This is a genomic window from Streptomyces sp. F001, assembly GCF_004187715.1.
GTDB classification, from domain to species: domain Bacteria; phylum Actinomycetota; class Actinomycetes; order Streptomycetales; family Streptomycetaceae; genus Streptomyces; species Streptomyces flavusporus.
In genome coordinates this window covers 200,936-215,930 of the sequence record NZ_QZWF01000007.1, presented here as the reverse complement: position 1 = coordinate 215,930, position 14,995 = coordinate 200,936, and the positions used below count along the sequence as shown (strand labels likewise).

The following is a 14,995-nucleotide window of genomic DNA, read 5'->3' as shown; positions in this document are numbered from 1 at the left end:
CAAGGGAGACGGGAACTGAGACACAGGCTCGGATCGCACCAAGTTTCCTCGACGTCCGCCGGACGGCCACGCACCGATTTTCACGCCCACGGGGTGGAGCCGTCAGGCCCCCGGATTACTGAGACGGAAGTCCGGAAAGGTGGCGCCCTCCGCGGGTGCCACCCCTTTGTTTTGCATGGTCAGACACCAGAGGCCGTGGCGGGAATCGAACCGCGTTACTCGCTTTCCAACTGTGTTGGTGGGGTGGTGGGCTGTGTGCGGGGGCGTTCACGTGCGTTGATGGGAGGTTGACGGTCGGCTCACGAGCGGCTCTGGGTCCTGCCTGAAAGCCGGTGAACGGTGCTGAATGAGACGGAAGCGCGCCCCTCAGCTTCAGGGCCTGAACCGGTTCTCTTGAGGGTCGAAGCAGACCAGCCCCATGGACTGTGCGAGGGCCGCCGCATAGGTGGAGGCCTCCTCCGCCATGCTCCACCGCATCGGGAAGTAGATGAGCGGGCCGCACGCCTCCCCGATCAACGGCCCCGTCGACCAGGGGGAGGTGTCCTCCACGTCCTCGGTCAGGTCACATCACCGTTGCAGGAGCGCGGCGACGTAAGCCGCTATGCGCTCGATCGGCGGATGCTGCTCATCCGTGTCCACGTAGCGGTCATAGAGGGCCGTGAACGCTCGCCCGGCCGCCCTGTCGTCGGCCGGACGCTCCCCCTCCCACACAGCCAAGTCGTAGCTCATGCCCGGAGGCTCTCACACTGCACCGACAAGCCGGCCCTGCTGGTGGAACGGGCAGGGTAGGCGCCGATGGACGGTCTCCCAGCCGAGGGCGCCATCAGCTTGGGAAGCTTGGGTTTTCTCGGGGCGAAGACTGCATTGACCTGTGGCGGAACGGTACACGCGCCTCTGCGGACCTGCGGCCGAGTCCCCGCTGTTCCCCGTGAGTCTCCACAGCATCTGGCACACGAGTGGCACGACTCCTACCCCTACACCCCGACGCACTCTGGGCGACCGTGGGCTTTGGACGTCTGCGCCCGCATCCGACAGTGCGGTTCGCCCTTCAGGGCTTGAACAACCATCGTTCGATTTCGTCGACGCCGATACGGCGCCCGAGCCGGCCGCTCTCCTCCTGAGCCCAGCGGTCCAGGAGCGCGGAGTACCGAGCGTAGGTGCTGGTGGGCCATTCGTCCTCACCGAGCGAGTCCCACCCGCAGTTGTTCTTGAGCGTGGTGGCCACCTGAGAGTCCAGGATCGCGCACGGGTGGTCGAGAGCGCCGCCGCCGGCGAAGTACAGGACCTTGGTCGAGAACGACGGGCCCAGGTACGCGATTGCGTTGCGCCCTCCTGGACGCAGAGCTTCGTATGCCTGCGCGGGATCCTCGCGGGCTGCCTGCAGAGCCTGGCGCAGAGCCGCCACGGCTGAGGACTGGCTATCCGCCACGGCTCGGATGCGCTTGCGGTTGAGGCGGAGTTTCATGCCACTGCCCCAGGCGAGGACTCGCCATAGAAACCGGAGCAGTTCCTTTTCGGAACTCGCATCAAGATTGGCCGCGTCTGTGAACAAGTCCCCGCGACTGAGCTGCGTGACATCCGGTCCGGTCACGGGAGCACCAGGCAGGTGGGCGGCGGCTATCTCGGTGTTCCACCAGTCGGAGGCGATGGTAATGGTGTGACGGTCGATCCGCTCCGGCCGCTGCTGGGCAAGAGCATCACGGCACGCTCGCGGCAACTGCAGGCGAGACAGGTCGGTGGGTGTCATGGCCCCATCCTGCCCCGGGAGAGGGTGACTTTGATGGTCACGCTTGCCAACACTGACCAACCACGGAGCCCAACTCACGCTGTGGCAGTGTAATTACCGGTTTCGGTAAGTAGCACGGCTCCGGAGGGCCCTTCGGTCCCAGGGAAAGCGGCCGGTCAGACCCTCACTGCCGCTCGCTTGGGTCGGGCCTGTCCACAGATAGTCCACGGTGTGGTGATCACCGCTTCAGCTGATGATGCCAGTGGCCGTCGTCAGGGTGGCTTGCCGCTGCGTTGATCGCGATGCCCAGTTCCCCCATGAGAGCGACCTCTTCCCCAGTTCTCCGAAGTCAGATCGTCGTCAAGGTCAGCCACCTACGCCGAAAGGATCTGACGGAGAAAGAGCATCGATGCTGAAGAATAAGGTCAGAACCTGTTTCTGAACGGTCAATAAATACGACCAAGGCAGGCGCCACCGTCTCACCCGAACCGCTTTCGATGTGCAATCTCAATGTTCCCTATGGGAAATCGTGTATCTCCAGCCTCAAAGGTCGGAAGTCGGTGTCAGTTACGTGGATGCACTCAACGCGCTAACTCTTGACATGCGTATCCCACCGCAGCCACACTTCACCGCGGGGATTACGGGGAAACCAGAGGGTGACGGGGGCGGGTGTCCATATATGTCTGTTAGCGACTCTCAACGAGGGTTCGACACGTCACCAGATCGGGACTGGGTACCAACAGATGTGTATGATTGGATGAGCAAAGAAAAAAGCATCCTCGTCTTGAACTACACAATGGCGTGCCCGTTGAAGTGTGACTTCTGCTGTTACAGTTGTCATAGCGGACGGGCGTCACAGAAAATGCCCGTCGATTTGGCATTTTCCCTTGTGGATCAGGCTGCGACACTCGGCGTGTTCTCCTCCATTGCATTTACCGGCGGCGAGCCGCTGCTATTTCCAGATGAGGTTTGCGCTATTGCGGAGAGGGCTCAGAGCCATTCCCTTCCGTTCACCATTGCCACCGCATGCCACTGGGCAGATTCTCCGGAATCCGCCGAAGCTCTCATTGATCGCCTCGCGGATCTTGGTCTCTCGCGCCTGAATGTGAGTCACGATCCGGCACATGCCGAGTTCGTCCGGACCGCAAACGTCATCAATGCCTGCAATGCATCACTCAGGCGTCAGGTGGACACCTATGTGGTTGGGACGTTCGCGGACGCGGGGGAGAGTCTTGCTGGGTATGCGCCAGAGCTGGCCGGCATCCCTGGCCTGAGGTTGTTTAACAAATATATTGCAAAAGTAGGTCGCGCGGCCTCTCGGCCTATTACCCAATCCACATACGGCCTTCATTTGGGCCTGGATGATTTGGCTTGCTACAGGCGCATCTACCATGATCTCGTTGTCTTTTGGGATGGCCGCACCTACCCGTGTTGTTCTACGTTCAATCGCTCTACTCCTGGGATCCAAGCAGGAAACGCCCACTTTGAATCGCTCAAGGATATTTGGGATCGCGTAGATGGGTCACTTCTCCTCCGGACAATGAAGAGGAAGGGGCTTGGTGAACTTTATAGGATCATTGAAGAGCGAGACCCTGAGCTTGCGGCTGAGCTTCCTCGCGTCGAGTCGAGTGCCGGGCCATGCAGTCTCTGTCACGCAATCTTCGGCACCCGCAGCATGTCTGATCGTGTCAAGCGGGCGTTCTCTGGTTACGAAGCAGATAAGACCCTGAAAGCCATAGACGCGATTGAGGGAATGCTGGGAAGGTCAAAGACCACAGAGATCCTGGCGGAAATTGTAGACATGGCTCCGCAAGATGGGGTCTCGGAGGTTTCTTCATCCAACCTCCAGTTCCTGCCAATGCCTCGAATTCGGGCGAAAACTGAAGGAAGTGAAGCAAACGATGGCGAATGATCTTGAGGCTCTGCGGGCAAATCTGATTGCCAGTCCAGTAAGTCGAGCAAAATTCATCGCTAACGTCTTCGACATGCTCGAGAAGAGCGGTGTCGACGTCCAGGATCAGGCAGTTATCGATGCCCTCGGGCTTAACCTCGACCTCCGAGACGGACAGGCTTGGGTGGATGAGACGCTGGCATCCAGCGCAGTTGTCACCATCATTCACTAGCTAGCCCGGTGTGCGGGTTTAGGTGAGCGCGAGCGAGATCCTCGTACGGCGCCAGTGATTAGCCGTCACTGGCCGTACGAGGATCTCGTTATGGATGCGACGGTCTTTGACGAGGGTTCTAACGCCGGGCTTTAGGCATGGCTGTACCAGCGTCGCAGATCCAATCGGGTGACCTGCGGCTGTCGGTCCGGACGCCTGTCGTTGGTGGTCATCATCTGTCGTCGCCGATCCCCCTTGGACGGCCCAGAGACGGCCCGGCAGAGAACTCACTCAGCCGCGCGATACCAACTCGATCTTGATGGGAGCCGCAGATTCGAGGTCGATGGTGTCGCCTTCTTCCTCTGTGTGAGGGTCGTGAGGGTGATCGACCGGCAACACGATCAACATGGTGTGGGGTCTCGGAAGCCATCCCACGTCTGCTGGCGGGTCGAAGCGGCCGATGTCGATGATCCGCACGAGGGTCTCGGGGATGCCCACCAGGCAGGAGTCGCCGACCTCCAGGCGACCTGCATGCGGGTCGACCTGCTGACTGCGGTCTCGTACGTCGGCGGATATGGCCGTGCGCGCGGTCGTCGACTGGTCGGCTTGTTCGCCTGCATGTACTACGGCGCCTTTCGCCCGGCTGAAGCTGTGGGCCTCAAAGAGGCAGACCTGAAGCTGCCGGAAACGGGTTGGGGAACGGCTCTGCTGAATCGCACACGCCCCAGCGTCGGCAAGCGGTGGACCGATTCCGGCGAAACCCACGACGACCGCGGCCTCAAGAACCGGCCCCTCGAAGAGGTCCGGCCCGTGCCGATCCCGCCCCAGCTCGTCGCGATCCTCCGGGATCACCTCGACACCTTCGGCACTGCGAAGGACGGGCGGCTGTTCACCAACGAGCGCGGGGGAGTAGTCGGTTCGTCGACGTACTTCCGGGTCTGGCAGGAGGCTCGCGCGCTGGCGCTCCCGCCGGCCGTTTTGGCCTCACCGCTCGCCGCCCGCCCGTACGACCTCCGGCACTCGGCGCTGTCGACCTGGCTCAACTCCGGCGTCGACGCGACCGAGGTCGCCGAGCGTGCGGGCAACAGCGTCGAGGTCCTGCTGAGCCGCTACGCGAAGTGCATCGACGGTCGGCAGGAGATCGCCAACCGCAAGATCGAAGAGCTGCTGCGCGAGTACGAGTGATCGCGCGTGAGTAGCGCGTGAGCCGCGCTAGGCTTCAGGCCCCCTGGATCCGTCCGGGGGCCTTCGCCGTTCCTGTGGCCTGACCAGGGACAATGCCTCAAGATCGTGTCCACGAATAGTCCACGGACGCCGACATAGGGCCGCTCAGAGTGGCATACGGCTGCACACACGCGAAGACCCCGCACTCAGCATCTGTGCTGGTCACGGGGTCTTTAGGCACCTCATAAGGGGTGCCCCCGGCAGGATTCGAACCTGCGCACACGGCTCCGGAGGCCGTTGCTCTATCCCCTGAGCTACGGGGGCGTGTCGGTCGCGGGTTCTTGCTCGCGGCGACGGGTAGAACACTACCAGCTCCTTCGGGGTGGTCATGAACTGGTTTCGGGGGGATGGCCAGGACGTCAACCAGGGGTGTGGCTCGCCCGCAGGGGGTGGAAGTGGGGAAAACCCGGACGCGGTGGCCGGTCCGCACCTACTCTCGAGTTGTGTCAGGCGCGTCGGGCCGGGTGCTTGTTGTGGACGACAACAAGGTCATCCGGCAGCTGATCAGGGTCAATCTCGAGCTGGAGGGCCTCGAGGTGGTGACCGCGGCCGATGGTGCCGAGTGTCTGGATGTCGTCCATCAGGTGCAGCCAGATGTGGTCACCCTCGATGTCGTCATGCCGCGGTTGGACGGGTTGCGGACTGCCGCCCGCCTGCGTGCGGATCCGCGGACGCGTGATCTTCCCCTTGCCATCATCAGCGCCTGTACGCAGTACGAGGTCGAGACCGGCCTCGATGTGGGCGTCGACGCCTTCCTCCCCAAGCCCTTCGAGCCCGCCGAACTCGTACAGCTCGTACGGCGGTTGATCACGCGGAGTGGGAGTGGGAGTGGGAGTGGCAGGGGGAGCGGCGGCAGCGCTGGTGTGATCGGCTCCGGAGTCGGCGGGCTGCTCGGGGCCGCGGAGGCCGAGAGCGCCGGTCGAGCGGGCGGGTGAGCGGCGGCCCGGAGCGCCGACCTGGCGCTGATCCGGCACGCGGATGAGCCGAGGCCTGACAGGCGAATGGGCACGGGGACTCGCAGGCGGATGAGCCAAGGCCGGCAGGTGAATGGGCCCCGGGCGGGCAGGCGAATGAGCCCCGGCCGGCAGACCGGCCAGTCGCGGTCGACCGCAGCAGCCGCCCGCAGCCGTACGTCCACATCCCGGACCCTCTCCCAAACCAGCTCGCCTACCCACCCCCCTCCTCCCATACGCTTGTCCCGTGACCCCCGTCGAGCTCTCCCGCACCGTGCTGCATGCGGTGCGTCGCGCTGTCGACGAGGGGGAGCTGAGCGTGACCGTGCCCGTACGGGCCGTGGTCGAGCCGCCGGGGCCCGGGGGGTGGGGGGACTACGCCACCAACATCGCCCTGCAGCTCGCCCGCCCTGCCGGGCAGCCGCCGCGTGTGGTCGCCGAGGTGCTCCGCCCGTATCTCGCCGGGGCGGACGGCGTCACCGGGGTCGAGATCACCGGGCCGGGGTTCCTCAACATCGCCCTCGACGGCGCCGCCTCCGTCGGTCTGGTGCAGCGCATCCTGCGGGAAGGCCTGCGCTACGGACACTCCGACGCCCTCGCCGGGCAGGTGGTGCGGCTGCACTGCCCTCATGAGGTGCGTGCCGTCGTCGTGGCGGAGGCCGCCGCCCGCATCCTGCGTTCCCAGGGCGCCCTCGTCCGTACCAGCTGTACTGCCCGGCCCGACCCGGAGTGGGAGTCGGTGCTCGGCGTGCGCGTCGACGCCTACGGCGGCCCGGACGCACCGGCACCGCGCGACGTCGTCACCGTACGGCCCGTCCCCGCCCCCACCGATCCCTCCCCCTCGGCCGTGACGCCGCCCGCTGGGCCCTGCTCCAGCCCGCGGCGCACGACCGGCCCCGGATCACCGTCGATCATCTGGTCCAGCGGGAGGGCAACCCCCTCTTCCGGGTGCGGTACGCCCACGCCCGCAGCCGGGCCGTCGCCCGTAACGCCGTCGATCTGGGCTTCGCCGCCGACCCCGGCCACGTACCGGACGCAGCGCACCTCGAGGCCCTGCTCGCCGACCACCCCCGCATCCTCACCGCGGCCGCCCGCGACCGCGCCCCCGACCGTCTCGCCCGGCACCTCGTCACCGTCGCCGATGCCGCCCTCGCCCTGCTGCCCGCCGTGCTGCCGTGCGGCGAGGAGAAACCCTCGGCCGCCCACCGCGCCCGGCTCGCCCTCGCCGAAGCCGCCGGGACGGTGCTGGCCGGCGGCCTTGCCCTGCTCGGCATCGACGCACCCGACCACCTCTGAAAGAGCACGCCAGATGAGCCGTTCCGCACACCCCGCCGGGCCCCGTCACGCCGACGTCCTCCCCGAGGGTCACTACTCCGCCCCGCCGGCCGACCTCAACGCCCTCGATGCGAAGGTGTGGGCGCAGACCGTCGGCCGGGACGACCACGGAGTCGTGACCGTCGGCGGTATCGACGTCAAGAAGCTCGCCGAGGAGTTCGGCACGCCCGCCTACATCGTCGACGAGGCCGACTTCCGTGCCCGCGCCCGTGCCTGGCGCACGGCCTTCGGTCATGAAGCGGACGTCTTCTACGCGGGCAAGGCGTTCCTGTCCCGGGCGATCGTGCGCTGGCTGTACGAGGAGGGGCTGAACCTCGACGTGTGCTCCGGCGGCGAACTCGCCACCGCCCTCTCCGCCGGCATGCCCGCCGACCGGATCGCCTTCCACGGCAACAACAAGTCCACCGACGAGATCGAGCGGGCCATCGACGCCGGTGTCGGGCGGATCGTTCTCGACTCCTTCCAGGAGATCGTCCGCGTCGCCCACATCGCCCAGTCCCTCGGCAAGCGGCAGCGTGTGCAGATCCGGGTCACGGTCGGCGTCGAGGCGCACACTCATGAGTTCATCGCCACCGCCCACGAGGACCAGAAGTTCGGCATTCCGCTGGCCGGCGGACAGGCCGCCGAGGCCGTACGACGGGCCCTTCGGCTCGATGGGATCGAGCTGATCGGGATTCACTCGCACATCGGGTCGCAGATCTTCGACATGTCGGGCTTCGAGGTCGCCGCGCACCGCGTCGTCGGGCTGCTCAAGGACATCCGTGACGAGCACGGCGTCGAGCTGCCCGAGATCGATCTGGGCGGTGGCCTCGGGATCGCGTACACCAGTGACGACGACCCCCGCGAGCCGCACGAGATCGCCAAGGCGCTCACCGAGATCGTCAGCCGTGAGTGCGAGGCCGCCAGGCTGCGCACCCCGCGCATCTCCGTCGAGCCCGGACGGGCCATCGTCGGGCCCACCGCCTTCACGCTCTACGAGGTCGGCACCATCAAGCCCCTCGACGGGCTGCGGACGTACGTCTCCGTCGACGGCGGCATGTCGGACAACATCCGCACCGCGCTCTACGACGCCGAGTACAGCGTCGCCCTGGTCTCCCGCACCTCCGACGCCGGGCCGATGCTCGCCCGTGTCGTCGGCAAGCACTGTGAGAGCGGTGACATCGTGGTGAAGGACGCGTTCCTGCCGGCCGACCTGGCACCCGGTGACCTGATCGCGGTGCCGGCCACCGGCGCGTACTGCCGGTCCATGGCCAGCAACTACAACCACGTGCTCCGCCCGCCGGTCGTGGCCGTGCACGACGGCGAGGCGCGGGTGATCGTCCGCCGGGAGACGGAGGAGGACCTCCTGCGTCTCGACGTCGGATGATCCCAGTCCACGAGGGGTGGAAGATCTCCTGTCTCCACCCCTCGTCGAAATGAAAAAGATGTCTCACGATCCGGACAAAGGGCAGAAACTTCCGTCCGGTGAGTGAGACTGGTGCAACCGCATACGGTGAGAGGAAACGAGGTCGGATGATGCGTACGCGTCCGCTGAAGGTGGCGCTGCTGGGCTGTGGAGTGGTCGGCTCAGAGGTGGCGCGCATCATGACGACGCACGCCGACGACCTCGCCGCCAGGATCGGCGCCCCCGTCGAGCTCGCGGGCGTCGCGGTCCGCCGCCCCGACAAGGTGCGCGAGGGCATCGACCCGGCCCTGGTCACCACCGACGCCACCGCCCTCGTCAAACGCGGCGACATCGACGTGGTCGTCGAGGTCATCGGCGGTATCGAGCCCGCCCGTACGCTGATCACCACCGCCTTCGAGCACGGTGCGTCCGTCGTCTCCGCGAACAAGGCCCTCCTCGCCCAGGACGGCGCCGACCTCCACGCGGCGGCCGGGGCGAACGACAAGGACCTCTACTACGAGGCCGCCGTCGCCGGCGCCATCCCGCTGATCCGCCCGCTGCGCGAGTCCCTCGCCGGCGACAAGGTCAACCGGGTGCTCGGGATCGTCAACGGCACCACCAACTTCATCCTCGACAAGATGGACTCGACGGGGGCCGGCTACCAGGAGGCCCTCGACGAGGCCACCGCGCTCGGGTACGCCGAGGCCGACCCCACCGCCGACGTCGAGGGCTTCGACGCCGCCGCCAAGGCCGCGATCCTCGCCGGAATCGCCTTCCACACGCGCGTGCGCCTCGACGACGTCTACCGCGAGGGCATGACCGAGGTCACCGCCGCCGACTTCGCCTCGGCGAAGGAGATGGGCTGCACCATCAAGCTGCTCGCCATCTGCGAGCGCGCCGCGGACGGGGGCTCGGTCACCGCGCGCGTGCACCCGGCCATGATTCCGCTGACCCACCCGCTCGCCTCCGTGCGCGGCGCGTACAACGCCGTGTTCGTCGAGTCGGACGCCGCCGGGCAGCTGATGTTCTACGGACCCGGCGCCGGTGGCTCCCCGACGGCCTCCGCCGTCCTCGGTGACCTGGTCGCCGTCTGCCGCAACCGGCTCAGCAACGCCACCGGCCCCGGCGAGTCCGCGTACGCCGCGCTGCCCGTCTCGCCCATGGGCGAGGTCGTGACGCGCTACCACATCAGCCTTGATGTCGCCGACAAACCGGGTGTTCTCGCCCAGGTGGCCACCGTGTTCGCCGAGCACGGTGTGTCCATCGATACGGTGCGGCAGCAGGGCAAGGACGGCGAGGCCTCCCTCGTCGTCGTCACGCACCGCGCGTCCGACGCCTCCCTCAGCGGGACCGTCGAGGCGCTGCGCAAGCTCGACACCGTGCGGGGTGTCGCCAGCATCATGCGGGTTGAAGGAGAGTAACCAGCAATGACCCACCAGTGGCGCGGAATCATCGAGGAGTACCGGGACCGGCTGCCCGTCTCCGACACCACGCCGGTCGTGACGCTCCGCGAGGGCGGCACGCCCCTCGTGCCCGCGCAGGTGCTCTCCGAGCGCACGGGCTGCGAGGTCCACCTCAAGGTGGAGGGGGCCAACCCGACCGGGTCCTTCAAGGACCGCGGGATGACGATGGCCATCTCCAAGGCCAAGGAGGAGGGCGCCAAGGCGGTCATCTGCGCCTCCACCGGCAACACGTCCGCCTCCGCCGCCGCTTATGCCGTACGGGCGGGCATGGTGTCCGCCGTGCTCGTCCCGCAGGGCAAGATCGCGCTCGGCAAGATGGGCCAGGCGCTCGTGCACGGCGCGAAGATCCTGCAGGTCGACGGCAACTTCGACGACTGCCTGACGCTGGCTCGCGCGCTCAGCGACAACTACCCGGTCGCTCTGGTCAATTCGGTTAATCCGGTGCGTATCGAGGGTCAGAAGACGGCTGCTTTCGAGATTGTGGACATGCTCGGCGAGGCGCCCGACATCCACATCCTGCCGGTGGGCAACGCGGGCAACATCACGGCCTACTGGAAGGGTTACAAGGAGTACGCCGCCGACGGCGTGGCCGGGCGTACCCCGCGCATGTGGGGCTTCCAGGCCTCCGGCAGTGCGCCCATCGTGCGCGGTGAGGTCGTCAAGGACCCGTCGACCATCGCCACCGCGATCCGTATCGGCAACCCGGCCTCCTGGCAGCACGCCCTCAACGCGCGGGACGAGTCCGGCGGTTTCATCGACGAGGTGACGGACCGTGAGATCCTGCGCGCCTACCGCCTGTTGGCCGCCCAGGAGGGCGTCTTCGTGGAACCTGCCTCCGCCGCGTCCGTGGCCGGTCTGCTGAAGGCCGCCGAGCTGGGCTTGGTCGACCCGGGTCAGCGCATCGTCTGCACCGTCACCGGCAACGGCCTGAAGGACCCCGACTGGGCCGTCGCCGGCGCCCCGCAGCCGGTCACCGTCCCGGTCGACGCGGCGACGGCGGCCGAGCGCCTCGGCCTGGCATAACGCCTGCTCCGAGGGTCATCCCCGTAGGGGGTGCACAGGGGGCTTACGACACGCATCGTGCGCCTCCTGTGCGCCCTATGTCGCCACAGAACCTTCCTTCGATAGGCTGTACCTAACCCACCCGCCGCATATGCCGCGGTGCCGCGTCGTCTCCGCAGCCGGACAACGTCCGGTCTCCCGGCGAAAGGCGGCCGCAGGGTTCGTCGTACGTCATCGAATGTCTTCGACAATCACGCAGCTCAAGGAGAGTCATCGAGCGATGGCCGGTCCAGCCTTCCGCGCCGCCGCCGTACGGGTGCGCGTCCCCGCCACCAGCGCCAACCTCGGCCCGGGCTTCGACGCCTTCGGCCTCGCGCTGGGGCTCTACGACGACGTGGTCGTCCGGGTGGCCGACTCCGGGCTGCACATCGACATCGCGGGTGAGGGCAGCGAGACGCTGCCACGTGACGAAAACCACCTCCTCGTACGCTCCCTCCGCACCGCCTTCGATTCCCTGGGTGGACAGCCGCGCGGCCTGGAAATCGTCTGCGCGAACCGCATTCCGCATGGCCGTGGCCTGGGCTCCTCTTCAGCTGCCATCTGCGCCGGCATCGTCGCCGCGCGCGCCGTGACCATAGGCGGCGAGGCAAAGCTCGACGACACGGCCCTGCTCGAACTCGCCACCGAGATCGAGGGCCACCCGGACAACGTGGCGGCCTGTCTGCTGGGCGGTTTCACGCTCTCCTGGATGGAGGCCGGGGGCGCGCGGGCGATCAGGATGGAGCCCGCCGATTCCATCGTTCCGGTGGTTTTCGTGCCCGGGAAGCCGGTACTGACCCAGACCGCGCGCGGACTGCTCCCGCGCACCGTGCCGCACGTCGACGCCGCCGCCAACGCGGGCCGGGCCGCCCTGCTCGTCGAGGCTCTGACCAGGCGCCCCGAGTTGCTGCCGGCCGCCACCGAGGACCGCCTGCACCAGGAGTACCGGGCGCCCGCCATGCCCGAGAGTGCGGCGCTGGTCGAGCGGCTGCGGGCCGACGGCATTCCCGCCGTGATCTCCGGCGCCGGACCCACGGTGATGGCGCTGGCCGACGCGGGAACGGCCGACAAGGTGGAACAGCTCGCAGGTCAGGGCTGGGCCGCGAACCGGCTCGCGCTCGACCTGCAGGGAGCGAGCGTGCTGCCGCTCGCGCCCTCCGGTTCCGATTAAGTGCATGCGATTGCCGGATTTGGAGAGGGGGAATGTTTGTTGGATCCGGTAGTGTTAACCTCAAGTCTGCACCCGACCCCACCATGGCGAGGTGCCTCGTGTCCCAGTCCGGGACAGACATTCTTCCGGGAGCCCCCCAAGCCGCACTGTGTTTTGTACCTCGTACGAGGGCAGTACGTCGTACGCCGACACTGAGCGGTCCGACGGTGGGGGTACCCCCTCTGGGGGAGCTCCGGAACCGGTGCGACCACGCCACGTGACACTGGGTGCCACGGCTCGAGGAAGCGCCATCACCAGATATTTCTTCCGCCGCTTAGGCGGACCACCGCCCCGGCACGGTTCGCACAGCAAGGACCGAAGCCGGACAGCACAACCGGTCGCCGAGCCAGACAGGCCGACGTCCGCTCCAGGGAAGGACCCTTCGTGAGCGACACCACCGATCTGATGGGCGCACGTGTCGAGGAGACCGCTGCCGCGCCCGCCACGGACGCCTCCGCGCCTGCCACCGGTGCCGGCTCCCGGCGGCGCCGCGGTACCGGCCTCGAGGGCATGGTGCTGGCCGAGCTGCAGCAGGTCGCATCCGGCCTCGGTATCAGGGGCACCGCGCGTATGCGCAAGAGCCAGCTGATCGAGGTCATCAAGGAGGCGCAGGCCGGCGGCGGAGCCCCGGCGAAGAGCGCCGAGGCCGCCGAGACCAAGCCCAAGCGCCGCGCCACCTCCAAGGCGCGCACGGGTGAGGACGCGCCCGCCGAGAAGACCGCGAAGGCCGAGAAGAGGGCCGAGGCGCCCGCCGAGAAGGCCGTGGCCCAGCAGCAGATCGAGATCCCCGGCCAGCCGGCTGGGGGCCCCTCCCGCGCGAGCGCAGCCGAGCGTGGGGGAGAAGCCGAGCGTGGGGGAGACGACGCCCCCGCGGAGCGCCGTCGTCGCCGGGCCACCGCCGAGGCCGGCAGCCCCGAGACCGTCACCGCCGAGGCGAAGAGCGAGCCGAAGGCCGAGACGCCCGCGCAGCAGCAGCCGCAGGGCGACGCCGGTGAGGGCGCCGAGGGCCGCCGCCGGGACCGCCGCGAGCGCGGCCGGGACCGCGACCGTGACCGTGACCGGGACCGCCGTAAGGGCGACGACCAGCAGGGCGGTCAGCAGCGCGGCCAGCAGCAGGGCCAGCAGGGCGGCGGACGCCAGGACCGTCAGCAGGACGACGACGACTTCGAGGGCGGCCGCCGGGGCCGTCGTGGCCGCTACCGCGACCGCCGGGGCCGTCGTGGCCGCGACGAGATGGGCAGCGAGCCGCAGATCGCCGAGGACGACGTCCTGATCCCGGTCGCGGGCATCCTGGACATCCTCGACAACTACGCCTTCATCCGTACGTCGGGCTACCTGCCCGGGCCGAACGACGTATACGTCTCCCTCGCCCAGGTCCGCAAGAACGGCCTGCGCAAGGGTGACCACATCACCGGCGCGGTCCGTCAGCCCAAGGAAGGCGAGCGGCGCGAGAAGTTCAACGCGCTGGTCCGCCTGGACTCCGTCAACGGCATGGCGCCCGAACACGGCCGCGGCCGCCCGGAGTTCAACAAGCTGACGCCGCTGTACCCGCAGGACCGGCTCCGTCTGGAGACGGACCCCGGCGTCCTCACCACCCGCATCATCGACCTCGTCTCGCCCATCGGTAAGGGCCAGCGCGGTCTGATCGTGGCCCCGCCGAAGACCGGTAAGACCATGATCATGCAGGCGATCGCCAACGCGATCACGCACAACAACCCCGAGTGCCACTTGATGGTCGTCCTCGTCGACGAGCGTCCGGAAGAGGTCACCGACATGCAGCGGTCGGTCAAGGGCGAGGTCATCTCCTCGACCTTCGACCGCCCGGCCGAGGACCACACCACGGTCGCCGAGCTCGCCATCGAGCGCGCCAAGCGCCTTGTGGAGCTGGGCCACGACGTCGTCGTCCTGCTCGACTCGATCACGCGTCTGGGCCGTGCGTACAACCTCGCGGCGCCCGCCTCCGGCCGCATCCTGTCCGGTGGTGTCGACTCGACCGCCCTGTACCCGCCGAAGCGCTTCTTCGGTGCGGCCCGCAACATCGAGGACGGCGGCTCGCTGACCATCCTCGCCACCGCCCTGGTGGACACCGGGTCCCGCATGGACGAGGTGATCTTCGAGGAGTTCAAGGGCACCGGCAACATGGAGCTCAAGCTCGACCGGAAGCTCGCCGACAAGCGCATCTTCCCGGCGGTGGACGTCGACGCGTCCGGCACCCGTAAGGAAGAGATCCTGCTCGGCGCCGAGGAGCTGGGCATCGTCTGGAAGCTGCGCCGGGTGCTGCACGCGCTCGACCAGCAGCAGGCGATCGAGCTGCTGCTCGACAAGATGAAGCAGACCAAGTCGAACGTCGAGTTCCTGATGCAGATCCAGAAGACGACGCCGACGCCGGGCAACGGCGACTGAGCCGTCCAGGACACGGCAACCTGAGGGCCGTCTCCGTCACCGAGGTGACGGGGACGGCCCTTCACAGTTTTCTGTGCAACCCTGCGCCAAGTTTCCCCGTCTGACCGTACGGAGCGACGACGGTGCGGTACACGCCTGTTCCTCACCGCAGGGG

The 14,995-nt window shown here is 67.5% G+C and carries 10 protein-coding genes, 1 tRNA gene and 3 pseudogenes; 10 read left to right on the top strand and 4 right to left on the bottom strand.

Annotation, left to right across the window (positions count from 1 at the left end; translation table 11 throughout):
* Nucleotides 1-372: 372 nt before the first annotated feature.
* Both StrepF001_RS25605 and StrepF001_RS25600 read right to left on the bottom strand, forming a co-directional pair.
* Nucleotides 373-729: pseudogene (locus StrepF001_RS25605) on the bottom strand (hypothetical protein).
* A 319-nt stretch (nt 730-1,048) separates the two neighbouring features.
* The gene (locus StrepF001_RS25600) at nt 1,049-1,747 is read right to left on the bottom strand and encodes a hypothetical protein (RefSeq protein WP_129800571.1); all 699 of its coding nucleotides are present in this window, start codon (nt 1,745-1,747) and stop codon (nt 1,049-1,051) included.
* Nucleotides 1,748-2,483: 736 nt separating this feature from the next.
* On the opposite strand from StrepF001_RS25600, the gene StrepF001_RS25595 reads away from it, so the two are divergent.
* Together StrepF001_RS25595 and StrepF001_RS46510 are read left to right on the top strand one after the other, a co-directional pair.
* Nucleotides 2,484-3,638: a radical SAM protein gene (locus tag StrepF001_RS25595; RefSeq protein ID WP_165396363.1), complete on the top strand. Its 1,155-nt coding sequence runs from the start codon at nt 2,484-2,486 to the stop codon at nt 3,636-3,638.
* Entirely contained in the window at nt 3,628-3,849 is a 222-nt protein-coding gene (locus StrepF001_RS46510; RefSeq protein WP_129800569.1) for a hypothetical protein, read from the top strand. Before StrepF001_RS25595 ends, StrepF001_RS46510 begins: the two co-directional genes overlap by 11 nt.
* Before the next feature lie 270 nt (nt 3,850-4,119).
* Here the strand turns inward: StrepF001_RS46510 and StrepF001_RS25585 are convergent, their stop codons facing one another.
* Entirely contained in the window at nt 4,120-4,326 is a 207-nt protein-coding gene (locus StrepF001_RS25585) for a hypothetical protein (protein WP_129800568.1), read from the bottom strand.
* Between the two features lie 42 nt (nt 4,327-4,368).
* Here StrepF001_RS25585 and StrepF001_RS25580 point away from each other — a divergent pair.
* A pseudogene (locus StrepF001_RS25580) lies at nt 4,369-5,013 on the top strand (site-specific integrase); the annotation flags it as partial.
* Nucleotides 5,014-5,244: 231 nt separating this feature from the next.
* Here the strand turns inward: StrepF001_RS25580 and StrepF001_RS25575 are convergent.
* A tRNA-Arg gene (locus tag StrepF001_RS25575) sits at nt 5,245-5,316 on the bottom strand.
* Between the two features lie 83 nt (nt 5,317-5,399).
* Between StrepF001_RS25575 and StrepF001_RS25570 the strand changes: the two genes are divergently transcribed.
* The 7 genes and pseudogenes from StrepF001_RS25570 to rho all read left to right on the top strand — a co-directional run bounded on the left by StrepF001_RS25570 (nt 5,400) and on the right by rho (nt 14,841).
* Nucleotides 5,400-5,987 carry a response regulator gene (locus StrepF001_RS25570; RefSeq protein WP_129800567.1) on the top strand — a complete coding sequence of 196 codons (588 nt, stop codon included), beginning with the start codon at nt 5,400-5,402 and terminating at the stop codon, nt 5,985-5,987.
* Nucleotides 5,988-6,252: 265 nt separating this feature from the next.
* Nucleotides 6,253-7,301 (top strand): annotated as a pseudogene (gene nrtL / locus StrepF001_RS25565) (ArgS-related anticodon-binding protein NrtL).
* A 13-nt stretch (nt 7,302-7,314) separates the two neighbouring features.
* Nucleotides 7,315-8,706: a diaminopimelate decarboxylase gene (gene lysA, locus StrepF001_RS25560; RefSeq protein WP_129800566.1), complete on the top strand. Its 1,392-nt coding sequence runs from the start codon at nt 7,315-7,317 to the stop codon at nt 8,704-8,706.
* Nucleotides 8,707-8,855: 149 nt separating this feature from the next.
* Nucleotides 8,856-10,145 carry a homoserine dehydrogenase gene (locus StrepF001_RS25555; RefSeq protein WP_129800697.1) on the top strand — a complete coding sequence of 430 codons (1,290 nt, stop codon included), beginning with the start codon at nt 8,856-8,858 and terminating at the stop codon, nt 10,143-10,145.
* A 6-nt stretch (nt 10,146-10,151) separates the two neighbouring features.
* On the top strand, nt 10,152-11,210 hold the full coding sequence (thrC, locus tag StrepF001_RS25550; RefSeq protein WP_129800565.1) for a threonine synthase: 1,059 nt from the start codon (nt 10,152-10,154) through the stop codon (nt 11,208-11,210).
* A 259-nt stretch (nt 11,211-11,469) separates the two neighbouring features.
* Nucleotides 11,470-12,399, top strand: a complete 930-nt coding sequence (thrB, locus tag StrepF001_RS25545) for a homoserine kinase (protein WP_129800564.1) — start codon at nt 11,470-11,472, stop codon at nt 12,397-12,399.
* Between the two features lie 423 nt (nt 12,400-12,822).
* Nucleotides 12,823-14,841 carry a transcription termination factor Rho gene (gene rho / locus StrepF001_RS25540; RefSeq protein WP_129800563.1) on the top strand — a complete coding sequence of 673 codons (2,019 nt, stop codon included), beginning with the start codon at nt 12,823-12,825 and terminating at the stop codon, nt 14,839-14,841.
* Nucleotides 14,842-14,995 lie beyond the last annotated feature (154 nt).

Bases quoted from the DNA above. Each gene is read 5' to 3' on its own strand.
- StrepF001_RS25600 (WP_129800571.1), bottom strand. From the start codon at position 1,747: ATGACACCCACCGACCTGTCTCGCCTGCAGTTGCCGCGAGCGTGCCGT.
- StrepF001_RS25595 (WP_165396363.1), top strand. From the start codon at position 2,484: ATGAGCAAAGAAAAAAGCATCCTCGTCTTGAACTACACAATGGCGTGC.
- StrepF001_RS46510 (WP_129800569.1), top strand. From the start codon at position 3,628: ATGGCGAATGATCTTGAGGCTCTGCGGGCAAATCTGATTGCCAGTCCA.
- StrepF001_RS25570 (WP_129800567.1), top strand. From the start codon at position 5,400: ATGGCCAGGACGTCAACCAGGGGTGTGGCTCGCCCGCAGGGGGTGGAA.
- lysA (WP_129800566.1), top strand. From the start codon at position 7,315: ATGAGCCGTTCCGCACACCCCGCCGGGCCCCGTCACGCCGACGTCCTC.
- StrepF001_RS25555 (WP_129800697.1), top strand. From the start codon at position 8,856: ATGCGTACGCGTCCGCTGAAGGTGGCGCTGCTGGGCTGTGGAGTGGTC.
- thrC (WP_129800565.1), top strand. From the start codon at position 10,152: ATGACCCACCAGTGGCGCGGAATCATCGAGGAGTACCGGGACCGGCTG.
- thrB (WP_129800564.1), top strand. From the start codon at position 11,470: ATGGCCGGTCCAGCCTTCCGCGCCGCCGCCGTACGGGTGCGCGTCCCC.